Raw genomic sequence first — 15,181 nt, forward strand, 5'->3', positions numbered from 1 at the left:
CGTTTCGAACACACGGTGTCGCAAGCTCCAGCCAACTGAACCAGTACGTCGTTGTGGGTGCCATCAGGCACCGCAGGCGTCGCCATGTTGTCCCCTGACATCAGTTGCCCCTCAGTGTCTCGTAAGCCTTGCCGTATAAATCTGCGTTTGCACTCCACGTCCTGGTGTCCAAGACTCCCTGACGGCCGGCGGCGCCAAACCGCAGACGCAGACCTGCATCCTCAAGCAACTCGAGCAGTGCTTCGGCAAGCGCGTGGGGATTCTGCGCCGGTACCAGGCGGCCGTTCACCCCGTCATGCACGATCTCCCTCAAGGCATCAAGATCGCTGGCCACCACCGGCCTCCCCGATGCCAATGCCTCAACGGGTTTCAACGGCGTAACTGCCCTCGTTACGGCGAGGTCCTTCCGAGGCACGACGAATACGTCCAGAGCCTGGTGGAAGAGATGCGCTTGCGCTGGTGGCACTCGCCCCGCGAAATGAGTCCGGTCCGATAGACCCAGCCGCCGGACCTGGTCTTGAAGCGCAGGAGCAGCCGCCCCATCTCCCACCACGATCAACTTCAACTTTGACAGCCGAGGTGCAAGCAGCGCAAATGCTGTGACGAGATCATCAATCCCTTCGTAGTCCACGAGGCTGCTGACAGTTCCTATGTAAAGTCCCTCTGGGTCAAGACCCAGAGCCAGTCGCGCCGCCTTATGCTGCAGGGGTTCGCTCAAGTAGGACCCGCCGACAGCATTCGGACAGATGAGCACCTTACTGGCTGGGACTCCAGACGCAACGATATTGCTCTTCATGGCCTCGCCGAGAGTTACCACCAAGTCAGCGCTGCGCATGATTTCAGCCTCGCGCTCCACAAACAGTTGATAGCGTTCGCTGCATCGTGCTTCATCCCCGCGGGTTGATGCCCAAGTATCGGCCAACTGCCCACGAACTTCGTAAACCCAAGGTACGTCCAAAGCGCTGGCTACTTCGCGTGCGACCACACCGTTGACAAAGTGAGTGGTCGTGTGGATAATGCCAGGATTGAAACGCCGGGCTACTTTGAGAAGCTCATTGGCTTGTTGCTGCAATCGACCATCCATGGACTTGGCCATGTGACTTGGCAGTAAGCGCGTGTAGTGAACCCCATCCACCACGTCATCCTTCCGAGCCGTGAGCGCACCGATCTGGACCGGATACCCCAGGCGGGTGACGGCCAACGTCTCCCAACCGGAGTTCTGTTGGGCCGTGAGGATCGAGTGTGTACGCCGGGCGTAACCGCTGGCCGTATGGGGCACTGAATTTGTCAAAAGGTGCATGACGCGGCGAGGCTGTGGCTCCGAGCTGACTTTCGGCAGAACGGGATGCCAGCCTTGGAAGACCCTCAACTCTGATTCAAGGCGCTTTCGCTGCCTGGCCATGCCTGCGGACTGACCTGCAAGAGCCTCTACGGCTCCGGACATGTCACCGTCGTACCACTTGCGTCGCGCCGAAGTCGCGGGAGCATGACGTGTTCCTGATGCCTGCCGCAAGAATATGTCGGACCATTCAGTTTGTCCTGCGGCAAGGGCAACTTCGCTTGCCTTCCGAGCCTGTCCAGCTGAGATTTTTTGAGCAGCGGCACACTCGAACCGCCTCACCAGCCCGCGAGTATCACCCGCAGCGTGGCTTGCGAGCAAAAATAGCGGTTTAGCGGATCTTGGCGCCACTTTGGCGACAATGAGCGCAGCAGGTCCAACCACGGATGATGGCAGCCGCCTGAGCATCAGGAGCACCAGCATGAACGGCGCTTCCGTCATGTGTTCGATAACTGTGCTCATGGCCAGCTTCAAGTTGTTCATGACGTGGATCATCGTGATCCCCGCCGTCCTGAGGCATGGGAATTCTTACCTACTACTGTGGCGATCTCCTGCATATATTGAAGGGCAAGGTGTGCATAGTCCGCGTGCTCGCTTACCCACTCCCGCCCACTTTTGCCTGCGGTAAGCCTTTGGCGGTCCTGAGCAAGCTCGCGCCATAGTTGAGCGACAGCTTCGGGATTGGCATTAACCACATCACCTGCCTTGGCCTCGCGGATAATTCGCTCAGCCTCACCTCGAACAATTGCAGTCACGTGCCTGCCGATTGCGAGAACCTCGTATGTCTTCGATGGAACGGTGGTTTCAAACGACTTCCAGTCATCGCGAAGAGACACGATACATGTGTCCGTTTCCCGATATTTTTCCAGAACAGCAGGTCCGTGAAGCGACGGATAAAACGTCACCGGCGCATTCAGCTCTCGGGCTAGCTTGACCAGTTGAGGCCTGGTTGTTCCCTGGCCGACCAAGGTTAGATGAAAGCCATCACCCAACAACGCGCTGGCGCGGATAAGGACGTCCAATTTCTGGCTTTTGCCGTGATTTCCAAGATACAGAGCACGAAACTCCTTCCGGTCCAGAGCCGGCGGCTCCAGGAATGGGACGGTATGGAGGTCCAGGCCATTACTTACTGTGGCTACGTGCTTGATGCCCCTCGCTCGTAGCGTGTCAGCAAATCCTTCTGTCACCGTCACGACGAGGTCGGCCCGTTGCTGCAAGAACTCCACGGCGTGCTCAACTACGCTCTTTACGCTGCCCTGGACGATACGGGCATCCCGTGCCAGGTCCGGCCAAGCATCACGCATCTCCACAATGAACGGGACTCCCCTGAGCTTGGAGAGAACGTATCCAGTAGCCAACGTTGGGAGACTGGGAGCCGTGGCAAGGATTGCGTCGGGCTTCTTTCCTCCCAGACCTACGGGGACGGACATAATGGCAGAGAAGAGTTGATCCATGAATCGGGCCAGGGACGAAGTGCCCATGTGTCGCAGGTAAGGGACACGGCGGATAGTCTCTCCATGGAGACCCCGCTGGTGCGAGAAGGCGAGTCCCGCTTGCCTGCGGGGCAGATTGCGCCGGCCGTTTGGATAATGCGCTACAGGTGCGACAACGTCAACGTCCCAGCCAGCCCTTCGGAATTCTCGAGCGAGGGATGCCCATCTACGTTGAGGTGGGCTATGTTCGGGCCAGTAAGAGTGCGTGAGGAGCATGAGGCGCATCGGTGGAGCGGGAATTTCCGCAGCCTTGTCCCCGGTGAGGGAGTTAACCATGGGCCTACTTGCCGTTGAGGCGGGGGCGAGGGCTCCCCTTGGAACGCAGAGCCCGGAAGTACGCAACACCCAGCAGAATCAGCACCAGAACAGTAACCCCTTGGACGATGGGGTTATTTTCAGCGACGGGGGCCAGCGCAACCTTCAGCGGGCCGGCAATATCGGCGCTGGCAACAGGTGGCGCCGCTGACTTAGTTGCCGACGGTGTCGGCGTTGGGGTCGGGGTGGGCTCCGCCGGGGCTGTCGTGGTTTCGACAGGAACCAGAGGTTCTTCAACATAGCCTTGAATCCCGGAGTCCGTGGGCAGGACCGGCAACGGCGATTCTTGCGTGGGAGACGCGGGTGCGACCGGCTCAACGGCCGGTGGGACTGCGGGCTCCGTGACGGGCGGAGCAACAGGTGCTGGCTCTACTGGCGGAGGAACGGGTTCTGGGCTTTGCTCAGGCTCCAACGGGGTGAGCGTCGGAGACGGCTCCAAAATGGGAGGGACAACGACAGGCGGCACCACTGGTTTAGTCGGGACTCCCGGATCGGTTGGTTGCCCGGTTTCGGTCCCGGGGCCCGGCTCCAACTCGGTTGCGATGGCGGGTTGGATGCCAATGAACCCGATAATGGCCAGCAAAAAGACCACGAGCATGGCTTGAACACGTTTGATTCCAGTGCCCAACTTTCCCCCCGTTGTGTATGTTTTAGAACGCTATCTACGATCCATCCATCGCTACCGCCTGAGACATGACGGCGCGCGGACGTCCCCCTCCGCGGAGGGGCGACCCACGTTAGTTTATCGTATGGATTAGACCCAGCCCCCCTCAGCCGCAGGGACCTCGTCGCGAGTCCACCCCACTGGGCTTGATTATGGCCGCCCTTGGTAGAGTCGTCTCTGCTGACGTCGATTCAGAGGATTACATGACACCCCTAAACTTCTCCCGACAATCATGGCTGCTGAGGCCATCTTCCGGAGGAGCTGGGCGATGGTCCCTCGCCATTCTCGCGGCCCTCCTGGTCGTCGTGGGCGTGATCTTCGCTCCCTGGGACAATAAGGCCGTTACACCCAACAATGCCGTGACACCCAACGCCCCCGCTTCACCGCCATCCCATCCCATCAGCGGTTACTTCATCACCGCCAATACCGAGTCATCCGCCAACAGGGAGAAGATGGCAGATATCAAGGCCTTGGGTGGAGATACAGCGATCACTTTTGGCACCCTTTTGAGACCGGCCACGGTGGAATCCCTTCCGACCGACTGCGTTGTGCAAGGTGTGGCCTGCGGCAAATTCGTCAGCACGTCCTTGAGCGTTCATCGATACTTCACCTATTCCGACGGAAGCCACTGGGGGGACTCTGTGGCGAAATGTCCCAATGACCGGAGTGTCTCATCCGCTGATAAGTCCTACACCATCTTGGTACTGCCCACAGAGGGCCGCGGCTGCACCTCCCCCGACGGAACCTATGACGTGGTGATAGTGGGGGGCAGCAAAGAGTCTGCCGAAGATCCAGCCGCCGCGTTGTCGTCGGCGGCAACGGAGTTGGACATGAAGTTCTATGCGGGTCTCCCGGCACCAGTCAAGCGGACCGACGTGGACTACCTTCCCGATCTTTCCTACATGAATACCCTCGACCTTTTCACGGAGCGGTTCTTGGAGTACCAGGCAGCCAATAATGATGTTCCAGGCCTTGCCGGCTTTTACCATCACTTCGAGATGCCGATTAGCTCCAATCAATTCTTCGACCCTGTTTTGTCTCTCTACAAGATGCAAAACACGGCAATTAAGCGCGTACTTCCATCCCGTTCAGCGGTCATTAGTCCATATATCGAGTCCAGATCGGCGGCGTCCAACGTCAGCCCTCAAGATGCCCGGCTCGGGATACGCCGGATCGCCCAGACCTCGGGTGGCCTCGCACTGAACATCGCCATCCAAGATGGTATGGGAACTGGAAAGGGCGCAGCCTATATGCCCAGCGAGGGCGACAGGCCCGTGGATACTTTCGCCGCAACCATCGTCGGCAACGGGACGTGGGGTGAGAAGTACGTGGCACCCAATAGGGACTACTTCCAAGCCGCAGCGGATGGCATCACCGGGACAGGTGCCGTTTTGTGGGCCAACTTGGAAGGCATGGCCCCCTCTACAAAGACCAATACGTGCGGCAACAGCCTTCGTGGGCAAACCACCTTGGAAAGAATGGATCGCCAGCTTCAACAGATGGCTCAGGCTGAAAAGATAATTTCATTCATGTGGGATCCCTACTTCACGTGCAAAGGCACCGGCACGCCGCTCAAGGAGCAATTGCAGTCGGGGCATACGTCGCCCATCGTGACCGACGCTAAAGTCGACGCTGACGCAGGCGTAATAACCGTCGTCGGATTCAATCTCTCCGGCGGACAAGTGAAAGTGTCCTGGACCACAAGTGACGGCGCTTCCCATGAGCTGGACTCAAACCCTTCAAGCACGGCGAAAAGATACGGTGAGGACGGCGGCTCTAATCCAAGACTTGAATCGATCGTCATTAGTCTCGATGGATCAACGTTGCCCCCCGGAACCCCGTACCTGGTGAACGTCACCAACCGGCAAGACTCCGGCCAAAACATGGAGTTTGCGGACGGCGTATATTCGCCTTGATAGAATCGTCACTGCTGATGCCAACATCAAGGAACACATGACGCTCCCGAACGATACCGAAACTCCCACCTCAGAGTCCCGTCCCAGACGGCAGAAAAGCGGCAAGAAAACTGTACGGAACGTACTCCTTGGCTTTGCAGCCGCCGTGCTCGTCGCGGGTCTGATTGGGGGTGGCTATCTTTACAACCTTGCTCAGACGTTCAATTCGGGCACCACCAAGATCGAGACGGCTTTCCCTGAAGAGTCGACACGACCTCAGAAGACCGAGCCCGTGAATGGCACCGCCGCAATGAACATCCTTGTGATGGGCAGTGACACTCGGGGGTCTGCGGAGCTCGACGTTGATACTCAGGCTTCCACCGACCAGCGAGCTGACACGTTGATGCTCGTGCACATCCCGGCAGACCGCAAGAACGTATACGCAGTATCACTTATGCGTGACCTTTGGGTAGATATTCCGGGGAAGGGGGAGTCAAAGATCAACTCTGCATTGGCTCTTGGGGGCGTGCCACTTATGGTCCAGACTGTTGAGTCCCTATTCCAACAGCGCATTGATCATGTCGCAATGGTCGATTTTGAAGGCTTCAAGGGTCTTACTGATGCTCTGGGCGGAGTAGAAGTCGACGTAAAGATCCCCTTTGCACCGGCCAAGGGCCCTATGAAGGGCCACTACTACGAAGCCGGAAAGCAGACACTTAATGGCGACGAGGCGCTGGCTTTTGTCCGTGAACGTATGTCGTTCAGCGACGGCGACTACCAGCGCGTGCGGAACCAGCAGGCATACATGAAAGCAATCATCAGCAAGACGATCGCGCGGGAAACTCTGACCAACCCTGTGACCGTCAACAGTATGGTTGGCGCAGTGTCTCCTTTCATCAGCGTCGACAAGAGCTTCGACGCGGCTGCCATCGGCAGCCTTGCCCTGGGTATGAAGGATCTGCGAGCCAATGACACTGTGATGTTCACTTTGCCAACTCTCGGCACGGGCAGTTCAGCTGACGGCCAGTCAATTGTTGTCGCAGACACAACAGCCATAGCAGAGATCGCAGGAGCCCTTTCCAAGGATCAGCTGGGTGCCTATGTCACTGCCCACGCTCTGGAAAAAGGAAACTAGCACCGGAGTCAAGCCGCAAATGTTGTTGCTGGGCCTGGGCCCCTGTACGCGCACTCGTCGCGTCCAGGGGCTTCTTTGTGGCTTCCCGGCCTCTGGCACGTGGAACTGGGCACCGTTCCCATTCGAGTCAGGCCATGACGCAGGAGCTATTCGAACGGAAACGGAGCGGGCACTAATCGTTAGGATGCGCCATTCTCTTGGCAGAACCCGTTGGCTCGAATTGCTTCCACAACTCCGGCCGCCTCGGTATCCGCTATGGGATCGTCTGCACGGTTGAAATGCTTGACCACAGTAGCCACCAGCGCTTTGTCGCTGCCGCCTTGAAGGATGGCAGCGCAGACATAGCGGGAATTGGTTGCGATCTCTTCCTGCGTGAATTTCGGAGCCACTGGAGAAATGCGCTTCAAGAGGTCAGCGCTCTGTTCTTCCGTCACCTTGGGGACTGCTGGTTTTGACTCCGTAGTCGTAGGCTGGGGCTCGGACTGGCTCGGGGCGGAGCACCCAGCCAGGGCGAGTGTGATCAGGGCAGCGGAGAGTGCGCGTCTCATAACTGTGGAATTCTCCTGGGGGTAGCAGTACAGGTCGTGGGCACTTGGCCCGCAGACGACACTATCCGATGCGGCGCCACGGACCCACTTGTCACCCGTGCTTTAGGGGCGCCCAGCTCTTGTACTGACCCTGACTCACCAGCGAGGCCCGGGGTGTTGGGCGGGCTTTAGTTCCCACCAGAAAGTCCCGCCAACTTGACGTTGGCGGGACTTAATCGATTTGGGTAGATCAGAGAACTACGAGGATTAGGCTCCGACGCTTGAGTTGGAGTACCCGATTTGAATTTTGGACCCTGTCGGTAGAGTGCCAAGCGCTTGGCTAAGGACGATCTCGACCATTGTGACGATGATCGTGGTCGATGACTTGCTGACCTTATGTAGGGTGACCTGGCCCAGTCCCGGTACCTGAATGACTGTGTTCGGGGCAACTGAAGCGTTGATTGCCGGCAATCCAGCGATCCTGAGATTCGTGAATGTCGACGTGTCCGTCAGTTTAACCGGGCCCCCACTCGGAGCACGACTTGCGCTGGTTTCTGCCTTGATGGCCTCAACCTGTATGGCGCCGTTCAGAACATTGACTCCGCCGATGGTATTGACCACAGTGCTCTTTGCCTCAGGCGTCAGCACGCCCGTAGCTGTCGTCACCGAAGCTCCAGCCGAGACCACACCAGGGATGCTAACTCCGGCCACATTCGCCGATGTCGTTCCTCCAGCGCATTTGACGGACGCCAGTGCAGTCGGGCCGGACCCGATGAGACCGGATGCCAGAGTTGCCCTAGTGCCGTAACCTGTCCCAGCGAGATAACCGGTCTGCGGCGGCGTCAATTTAACGTTGCTAACTCCGAGGCGGATGTCTGTTCCGACCTTTAGGCCAAGAAGCCCAGCTTTAAGGATCTCCACCCGCAGTGCTGTCGTGGAGACTTGGTAGGTGGTGCCGACCAGGCGCTTCTCCTGCCCGTTCAGTGTAACTTTTCCTACCGAACCCAGAAGCGGCACTTTGAGATCAATAACGGTATTGGCTGCCGGATTGGCGTTTACAGCAATGCCCAACACTTTAAGGTCGGCAATAGTTGTTTGATTTGTCCCGGCAAAAGCACCAGCGGTGTTCTTGTCTGCGGTGCTTTCAGAGGTTATGGCACCCGCGGTGATGAGACCACCGAGCAGGTTCGCCCCGGCTACGGTCGACTTCCCCTCAATGCGTTTACTTGTTGTGGTGAGCACTGTCTTGACAGTCGTGGTTGCATTTCCAACAGTTCCAACAGCGGGGACGTTAAGCCCGCTGACGTTGTTGGAGGCCGTCTTACCCGTAGCACCCGTGCAGGCAATGCTCGCGCTGGCAGTTGGACCGGAAGTCAGTGTCTTGTCTGTGTTGAAAATGTATGACCCGTATGCGGATCCCGCGAATCCAGTAGTGATTTGTGCCGGCGTAATGCTTGTAGTGGCAAAGGCCGAAGAGGTGGCGCCGCCCGTAAGCGCAAGCGCAAGAGCGCCCGCTAATGCGATCATAGAACGTTTCATGTAATGCCCCCAGTAGTAGAACACGATGCAGTGATGGTGATCACACCGTAACGTCCAAGGTCTCTACTGGCAATAGACCGAAAGCCAAGAAGCTTTTCACATACAGAATTTGTGATTCCAGCATATTACTTGCGACTTTTTTCATCACAAATCTCTAATGCCCGTCCCCTTGCTTTGGTCCTGACACCCGGCGATTCCCTAGGGCTTCAAGCAGCCCGCCCCACACCACTCGACCGTCATCGGTAGCATTCATCCGCGATCGCATACGGGCTATAGAATGCCCGTAAAGACGCACATCAGCGTCACGACTTCCGGGGGATTCCTTGAGTAATGTTTTGTGTGGTTCGCGCGCGTGCGGGCCGGTGGGTATACGACGGCGGCAAACAGTCTCTGGGCTCGGCACCGCCGCTTTGACCCTGGCACTGGTGTTGGGAGCGGCTACCGCGCCGGCAACGGCTGACGTTGTCAAGGATGCTGTCCTAGTGGGTGAGCAGCCTTCCAATATAGCCGTGAATTCGGTAACCGGCACAGCCTACGTGTCGACTTTGGGCGGCATTTACAGCATCGGCGGGGGTGGCACGGCGAATGTGTATCAGCCCGATATCTTGTCGTCGCGCATCGCTGTAAACTCGGCGACGAACAAGATCTACGTCAGCGATTCCAGTTCGGTCGCAGTAGTTGACGGCGTGACCCACGCAGCCACCACCGTCTCAGTTGGCGCTAATGCAGACGTCATTGCGGTAAACGAAAAGACCAATAAGGTCTATGTCAGCACTGCAAATGGCCTCAAGATCATCGATGGCGCTACAAACGTGGCCACTCCGATCCTGAACTCCGCCGGCGCGCAAGACATTGCAGTCAATACCGCCACCAACAAGGCCTACGCTCTTTCCGCCGGGACTGTGAAAGTCATCGACGCCAGCGGAAAGATCACGTCAACTGTGTCCGTGGGTGCGGGCGGGATCGGCGCTATAGCGATCAATCCGTCAAAGAACAAAATCTACGTCACGACGACACCAAAGTATGGATCCAGCGTCAAGGTCATCGACGGTGCCACTGACAAGATCACTGGATCCATGGCATCCGAAGGCCCGCTCGGAACTTTGGCGGTGAACCCCGCCACCGACAAGATCTACGTCGAATCTGGTACCTGGAACAGCGACGGATCCATCAAGGTGATCGACGGCGCCACTCTGAGGGAAACTGCGCATATAGTCACGGCTACCCGGGTTCGCAGCATCGTGGTAAACCCGTCCAACAACAAGATCTACGCCACCATGACTGGCCGTGGAACCACCATCATTGATGGCCGAAACAACACCAGCCGAGCGCTTTATACGGGCCAGGAACCCGACGCTGCAGTCGTGAACACGTCCAACAACAAGGTTTACGTGGTCAACTCCGAGAGTGATTCTGTGGGCGTCATTGACGGAAATGCGGAACAGCCCGTCAAGAACGACTTCAATGGAGATCTCAAGGCCGACATCTTAGCCAGAGATACTGCGGGGGTGCTCTGGCTCTACCCCGGCGATGGCTCCGGCGGCTGGCTGCCGCGCCTCCAGGTGGGACAGGGCTGGAACGTCATGAACGCCCTCGTGGCTCCCGGCGACTTCAACGGAGATGGCAATGCCGATGTCTTGGCTCGAGACGGAGGCGGAGTGTTGTGGCTCTACCCAGGCAACGGTTCCGGCAGCTGGCTCGCTCGTGTGCAGGTAGGCAGCGGCTGGGAAGGCATGAGCGCAATTGAGGCGATCGACTTTCATGGTGACGGATTCGCTGATGTCGTAGCTCGTGCCCGCGATGGCGCGCTCTGGGTATATCGCGGAGATGGCAAGGGCGGTTGGCTGCCCCGGATGTGGGCCGGTTCCGGCTGGACCGGAATGTCCGAGATTACTGGCGTAGCTGACTTCAACGGTGATGGGGTCTCTGATCTCGTAGCCCGCGACGGCGCCGGAACTCTGTTCCTCTATCCGCCCAACGGCTATGGAAGCTGGCTCCCAAAGCAGACCATTGGACAGGGTTGGAACAACATGAATTCACTTGTTGGTCCCGGCGACTTCAACGGCGACGGCAGGGCCGATATTCTCGCCCGCAACGCCGCAGGCGAGCTGTGGCTCTATGCGGGCAACGGCGGAGCATCGTGGCCCACCTCGAGCAAAGTGGGCTCAGGCTGGAACGGCATGTCCGCCATTCTCTGATTGACACCATTTCATGACAACCAACGGCCAACCCTGATCGAATTTGGGTTGGCCGTCGGTCTATCCGCTATAGAATCCGACTACCGACGCTGTTGAGCGTCACTATCAATGGGGGATCTTATGTCTGTTGCTTTGGATGAAACGCGCCCGTCAAAGAATTTAAATCAACGACGACGGCTAGCTGCGTCTACGTCTGTGGCCGCCGGTTTGGCGCTGGTGTTGTCGCTGGGAATGACGGCGGGGCCGGCCTCGGCTGACATTGTTGGGGATGATTTCCACATTGAGGGTGAGGCCGCATCCATCGCGGTAAATTCCACAACTGACACAGCGTACATACGGTCAGATGGCGCCGTGCTCAGAGTCAAAGACCGAGGCTCGAGTCCGGTGAATTGGGCGGGTGACTCGCCTGGGGTGTTGGCCGTCAACTCGACGACGAACAGACTCTACGTCGCAAGTTCTGACGCGTCGATGATGGAGAGAAATGCCCTTGTAGTGATCGATGAAGGGACTCAGGAGTCCACCCTAATTCCGTTCGATTCATACGTCGGTGATATTGCTGTGAACGAGAAGGCCAATAGGGTCTACGTCAACACGGACGCAGGGATCACGGTGCTAGATGGAGACACTAATACCCCCACTCTCGTGGCGGGTTCCGCAGGCCGTGGTAGGACCATTGTCAATCCAGTCTCAAATAAGGCATACGTACTCTCAAATGCCGGCGTACGTGTCATTGATGCATCCGGAAAAATCACCTCAACCCTGAACGTCGACGGAATTGACGTCCTTAACTGGGCAGTGAATCCTGTGAAAAATAAGATCTACATCACAACCAAGACGATATCCGGTTCCAGCCTCAAAGTGATCGATGGCGTCAGCGACACCATCACCGCCACGCTATCTTGGGACGGCCCCCTGGAGAACTGGGCCCTGAATCCGGCGACAGACCAGCTCTACATCGGTTCGGCTGCTGCATCCAATAGTGGATCCGTCCGTATTGTCGATGGGACCACTATGAAGGAGACAGCAAAAATCCCCACGCCTACGCGGGTGAAGAAAATCGTGGTGAACCCGACGAATAACAAGATCTATGTTTCGATGGCCGACCGAGGTACCACAGTCATTGACGGTCGGAACAACGGCACAACGACGCTGAGGATTTCGCCGTGGCTCATGGCTGCCGTAAACCCGTCCAACAACAAGGTCTACACTGTGGTCGGTAACCACATATCCGTCATTGATGGGAACACAAAACCGCCCGTCAAGAACGACTACAACGGAGATCGCACGGCGGACGTCGTTGCCAGGGACTCGGCCGGATTGCTGTGGCTCTACCCCGGCGACGGTTCAGGTGGGTGGCTGCCCCGTAAGCAGGTAGGACAAGGCTGGAACATCATGACAGCCATCGTCGCGCCCGGAGATTTCAATGGCGACGGTAATGCAGATGTTTTGGCCCGCGATGGAAGCGGACTGCTTTGGCTATACCCGGGTAACGGCTCGAGTGGTTGGCTTCCACGCGTCCAGATCGGAAGTGGGTGGGAGAGCATGACGGCAATTGAGGGCATCGGACAGTTTAACGACGATGAGTTCGTCGATATCGTTGCGCGTTCCAGCGAAGGCTGGCTATTTGTCTATCGCGGCGACGGGAACGGCGGTTGGTTGCCTCGCTATTATGCAGGTTTTGGCTGGAACGGGATGTCCGAAATCACAGGCGTGGGTGACTTCAACATGGACAGCACTCCTGACCTTGTTGCTCGCGACGCAGCCGGAGCACTTCAGCTTTACCGCAACGGTAATGGTTGGCTCCCGACTCAGCAGATCGGCCAGGGCTGGAACGTCATGAATTCATTGGTTGGGCCCGGTGACTTCAACGGCGACGGTAAGGCCGACATCCTGGCACGCAACGCGGCCGGCGAGCTGTGGCTCTACGCAGGTAGCGGGGGCGCAGCCTGGCCTACGGCCACAAAGGTGGGCACCGGCTGGAACGTCATGACGGCCATCCTCTAACGCACTCAGCCATCAGAGGTAAAGGGCGGCTGGCCCTGAACGATCAGGACCAGCCGCCCCTCACAGCACCCAGAAACTCCCGTACGTCCCCCGCCACCCGCTCCGGGCACTCCCATAGCACCAGGTGACCGGTCTCCTCATAAATCTTGAGGCGCGATCCCGGAATGCGGCTGGCAAGGGTCTCCTGATGATGCCGCGGAACTAGATGGTCGTGGGCGCCCCAGAGAATCAAGGCAGGTGCTGAAATGGTGCCTGTTTCCGTTGGCGGCACCGCTTCGTAGTAGCCGCGCAGCGACTCCTTCCAAATAGACGCCGGCATGGCCAGCCCGTCCTGCACCCGGTCTTCAATGTAGGAAGCAGGCACGGTGTGCAGCAGCCGGTACCAAGACAAGGACCCGCGCACCCACTCCTCTGAAATTGGATCAGTCAGCGACTCCATTTCGGCGGCGAACGCCGGCTTCCCGTGGAGGCTCAACGGCGCCCCCACCAAAATCAGCGAAGCCACCAGTTCCGGACGCATCACGGCTAGTTGTTGGGCAACATATCCCCCACTGGACGAACCCACCACGTGGGCATGGACAAGACCCAACACATCAAACAGAGCCACCACGTCTTCGGCCACTTCCAGCAGTGAATAACCGCCGGATGGCTTCTCGGCAAGTCCATGCCCACGAAGATCAGGTGCTACAACAACTGCATCCGGAACCGCGGCAATCAGCCGCTCGAAACTGCGCCAGGACTCGCTCCAGGCGTGCAACAAGAGTAAGGGCGTGCCGCCGTCGTCGACTGCTTGTTCAAGGCGACCTTGTACGAAACAGGGGACGCTGATACCCGTGCGCAAGGCGACAGTCCTGACCTCGGACTCCATAGGGCCAGCGTACGCTCGGCGCCCCTCCAGGACGAGGGCAAAGGGCACCCGGCGAACTTCCAGCTAGCGAGTCTATGGTTGATGAGTCCCGCCTGATCCCCCATCAGGCGGGACACTTTCGTTTCGGCCCGCCCGCCTACTTTGTGCGGGTGGCGGCCCACTCCCGAAACCCGTCGGCGATCTCTGCTGCGTGCGTGTGGTGGAGGTAGTGCTCGCCCGGGAGCGGCACCACGGTACCGTCGGCAACGCTCGAAGCCTGCCTCTGATGCAACCCCAGCCACTCCGGAGTCTTCGTATTCTCCGACACCACGAACAGCAGCAAGGGCAAGTCCTCCGCGAAGCCGGTCCCCAGCGCGCGCTCAAAGTTGGTGCGGATGTGGGTCATCTCGTTGAGATAGGTCGACGAGATGGAGTTCCGCTGCGTCAGCATCTGCATCTGCTCACGGGCGTGATCTGTGTAGGCTTCGCCATACCCGTCGCCTGCTGCGGCCACCAGGCGGAGAAGCCCCAGGCTCTTAGCAGCGGACAGGAGACCGGTGGGGAATTGGGTGTCCATGCCGGGTTGCCCGGGAACGCTCGAGTCGATACCGACGAACGCCGTCACCTCCTCCGGATAGCGGGCGGCGTACTCAATGCCGTAGATCCCGGCGATGGAGTGCCCCATCAGGATGTACCGGTCAACGTCCAGCGCTTCAAGTGCCGAGTGGACCTCCGAAACAATATTCCCAGTGGTTCTCTCGCGCTCCGTTCCGTCACTCAAGCCGTACCCAAACGGCTCCACCACAATCACGCGGTGGTCCTTGGCGAGGTTATCCACCAAGGGTTGAAAGTCGAGGAACGGAGAAGACGTACCAAACCCCGGCAACAGGACAACGTCCTCCCCCTCGCCGCTGACCACGACGTTCATCAAGCCGCCCTCGACTTCCACCCTCTCCCCATACGACTCAATCCGGTGGCTTTCCGACTCAGCCGCCACCACGTTCACCACGGTTGTAGTGCCCAAACCCACTGCCAGCACTGCACCTACTGCGGTGACCGCCACGAGCATTCTCCTCACAAACCTCTTCAAACCTGCCTCTCTCCAGGCGCACGATGCGCCCATGCCTTCAGCCTCGTCCATGGCGGGACTCCGCGCGTCACCCCTGAGTAGTCACCTGTGTACCGCGTTGGTGGTACAGGCGAATCGTCCTCAGGATGAAACGGC

The 15,181-nt window shown here is 58.4% G+C and carries 11 protein-coding genes; 4 read left to right on the plus strand and 7 right to left on the minus strand.

Translation table 11 applies throughout. The annotated features are described in order from the left end of the window. Positions 1-100 precede the first annotated feature (100 nt). From CGK93_RS17880 to CGK93_RS17890, 3 genes are read right to left on the minus strand one after another with little or no spacing between them, the layout of a single operon-like run. Positions 101-1,834 (minus strand): glycosyltransferase family 4 protein, encoded by a 1,734-nt coding sequence (locus CGK93_RS17880; protein ID WP_089595975.1) that lies wholly within the window; start codon positions 1,832-1,834, stop codon positions 101-103. Then, positions 1,831-3,108, minus strand: coding sequence for a glycosyltransferase family 4 protein (locus CGK93_RS17885; protein WP_089595976.1), 1,278 nt, complete (start codon positions 3,106-3,108; stop codon positions 1,831-1,833). Before CGK93_RS17885 ends, CGK93_RS17880 begins: the two co-directional genes overlap by 4 nt. 4 nt (positions 3,109-3,112) lie before the next feature. Beyond that, positions 3,113-3,775: a hypothetical protein gene (locus tag CGK93_RS17890; RefSeq protein ID WP_157731880.1), complete on the minus strand. Its 663-nt coding sequence runs from the start codon at positions 3,773-3,775 to the stop codon at positions 3,113-3,115. 341 nt (positions 3,776-4,116) lie between these two features. Between CGK93_RS17890 and CGK93_RS17895 the strand changes: the two genes are divergently transcribed. Together CGK93_RS17895 and CGK93_RS17900 are read left to right on the plus strand one after the other, a co-directional pair. Then, positions 4,117-5,727 (plus strand): hypothetical protein, encoded by a 1,611-nt coding sequence (locus tag CGK93_RS17895; protein WP_089595978.1) that lies wholly within the window; start codon positions 4,117-4,119, stop codon positions 5,725-5,727. Positions 5,728-5,764: 37 nt separating this feature from the next. Next, positions 5,765-6,841: an LCP family protein gene (locus CGK93_RS17900; protein WP_089595979.1), complete on the plus strand. Its 1,077-nt coding sequence runs from the start codon at positions 5,765-5,767 to the stop codon at positions 6,839-6,841. A gap of 179 nt (positions 6,842-7,020) precedes the next feature. Here the strand turns inward: CGK93_RS17900 and CGK93_RS17905 are convergent, their stop codons facing one another. Together CGK93_RS17905 and CGK93_RS17910 are read right to left on the minus strand one after the other, a co-directional pair. Next, on the minus strand, positions 7,021-7,389 hold the full coding sequence (locus CGK93_RS17905) for a lipoprotein (protein ID WP_089595980.1): 369 nt from the start codon (positions 7,387-7,389) through the stop codon (positions 7,021-7,023). Between the two features lie 246 nt (positions 7,390-7,635). Further along, on the minus strand, positions 7,636-8,907 hold the full coding sequence (locus CGK93_RS17910; protein ID WP_157731882.1) for a choice-of-anchor P family protein: 1,272 nt from the start codon (positions 8,905-8,907) through the stop codon (positions 7,636-7,638). A gap of 509 nt (positions 8,908-9,416) precedes the next feature. On the opposite strand from CGK93_RS17910, the gene CGK93_RS17915 reads away from it, so the two are divergent. Next, complete coding sequence (locus tag CGK93_RS17915; protein WP_232481380.1) at positions 9,417-11,105, plus strand: FG-GAP-like repeat-containing protein; 1,689 nt, start codon at positions 9,417-9,419, stop codon at positions 11,103-11,105. 120 nt (positions 11,106-11,225) lie between these two features. Next, complete coding sequence (locus CGK93_RS17920; RefSeq protein WP_198318256.1) at positions 11,226-13,109, plus strand: FG-GAP-like repeat-containing protein; 1,884 nt, start codon at positions 11,226-11,228, stop codon at positions 13,107-13,109. 43 nt (positions 13,110-13,152) lie between these two features. Here the strand turns inward: CGK93_RS17920 and CGK93_RS17925 are convergent, their stop codons facing one another. Further along, complete coding sequence (locus CGK93_RS17925) at positions 13,153-13,977, minus strand: alpha/beta fold hydrolase (protein ID WP_089595983.1); 825 nt, start codon at positions 13,975-13,977, stop codon at positions 13,153-13,155. 136 nt (positions 13,978-14,113) lie between these two features. After that, entirely contained in the window at positions 14,114-15,025 is a 912-nt protein-coding gene (locus CGK93_RS17930) for an alpha/beta fold hydrolase (protein WP_089595984.1), read from the minus strand. Positions 15,026-15,181: the final 156 nt, after the last annotated feature.

The sequence above is a fragment of the Arthrobacter sp. YN genome (assembly GCF_002224285.1).
Classification (GTDB): Bacteria; Actinomycetota; Actinomycetes; order Actinomycetales; family Micrococcaceae; genus Arthrobacter.

What these genes read in the sequence shown, in the direction of transcription:
- CGK93_RS17880 (WP_089595975.1), bottom strand. Translation starts at nt 1,834, where the DNA reads ATGATCCACGTCATGAACAACTTGAAGCTGGCCATGAGCACAGTTATC.
- CGK93_RS17885 (WP_089595976.1), bottom strand. Translation starts at nt 3,108, where the DNA reads ATGGTTAACTCCCTCACCGGGGACAAGGCTGCGGAAATTCCCGCTCCA.
- CGK93_RS17900 (WP_089595979.1), top strand. Translation starts at nt 5,765, where the DNA reads ATGACGCTCCCGAACGATACCGAAACTCCCACCTCAGAGTCCCGTCCC.
- CGK93_RS17905 (WP_089595980.1), bottom strand. Translation starts at nt 7,389, where the DNA reads ATGAGACGCGCACTCTCCGCTGCCCTGATCACACTCGCCCTGGCTGGG.
- CGK93_RS17910 (WP_157731882.1), bottom strand. Translation starts at nt 8,907, where the DNA reads ATGAAACGTTCTATGATCGCATTAGCGGGCGCTCTTGCGCTTGCGCTT.
- CGK93_RS17920 (WP_198318256.1), top strand. Translation starts at nt 11,226, where the DNA reads ATGTCTGTTGCTTTGGATGAAACGCGCCCGTCAAAGAATTTAAATCAA.
- CGK93_RS17925 (WP_089595983.1), bottom strand. Translation starts at nt 13,977, where the DNA reads ATGGAGTCCGAGGTCAGGACTGTCGCCTTGCGCACGGGTATCAGCGTC.
- CGK93_RS17930 (WP_089595984.1), bottom strand. Translation starts at nt 15,025, where the DNA reads ATGCTCGTGGCGGTCACCGCAGTAGGTGCAGTGCTGGCAGTGGGTTTG.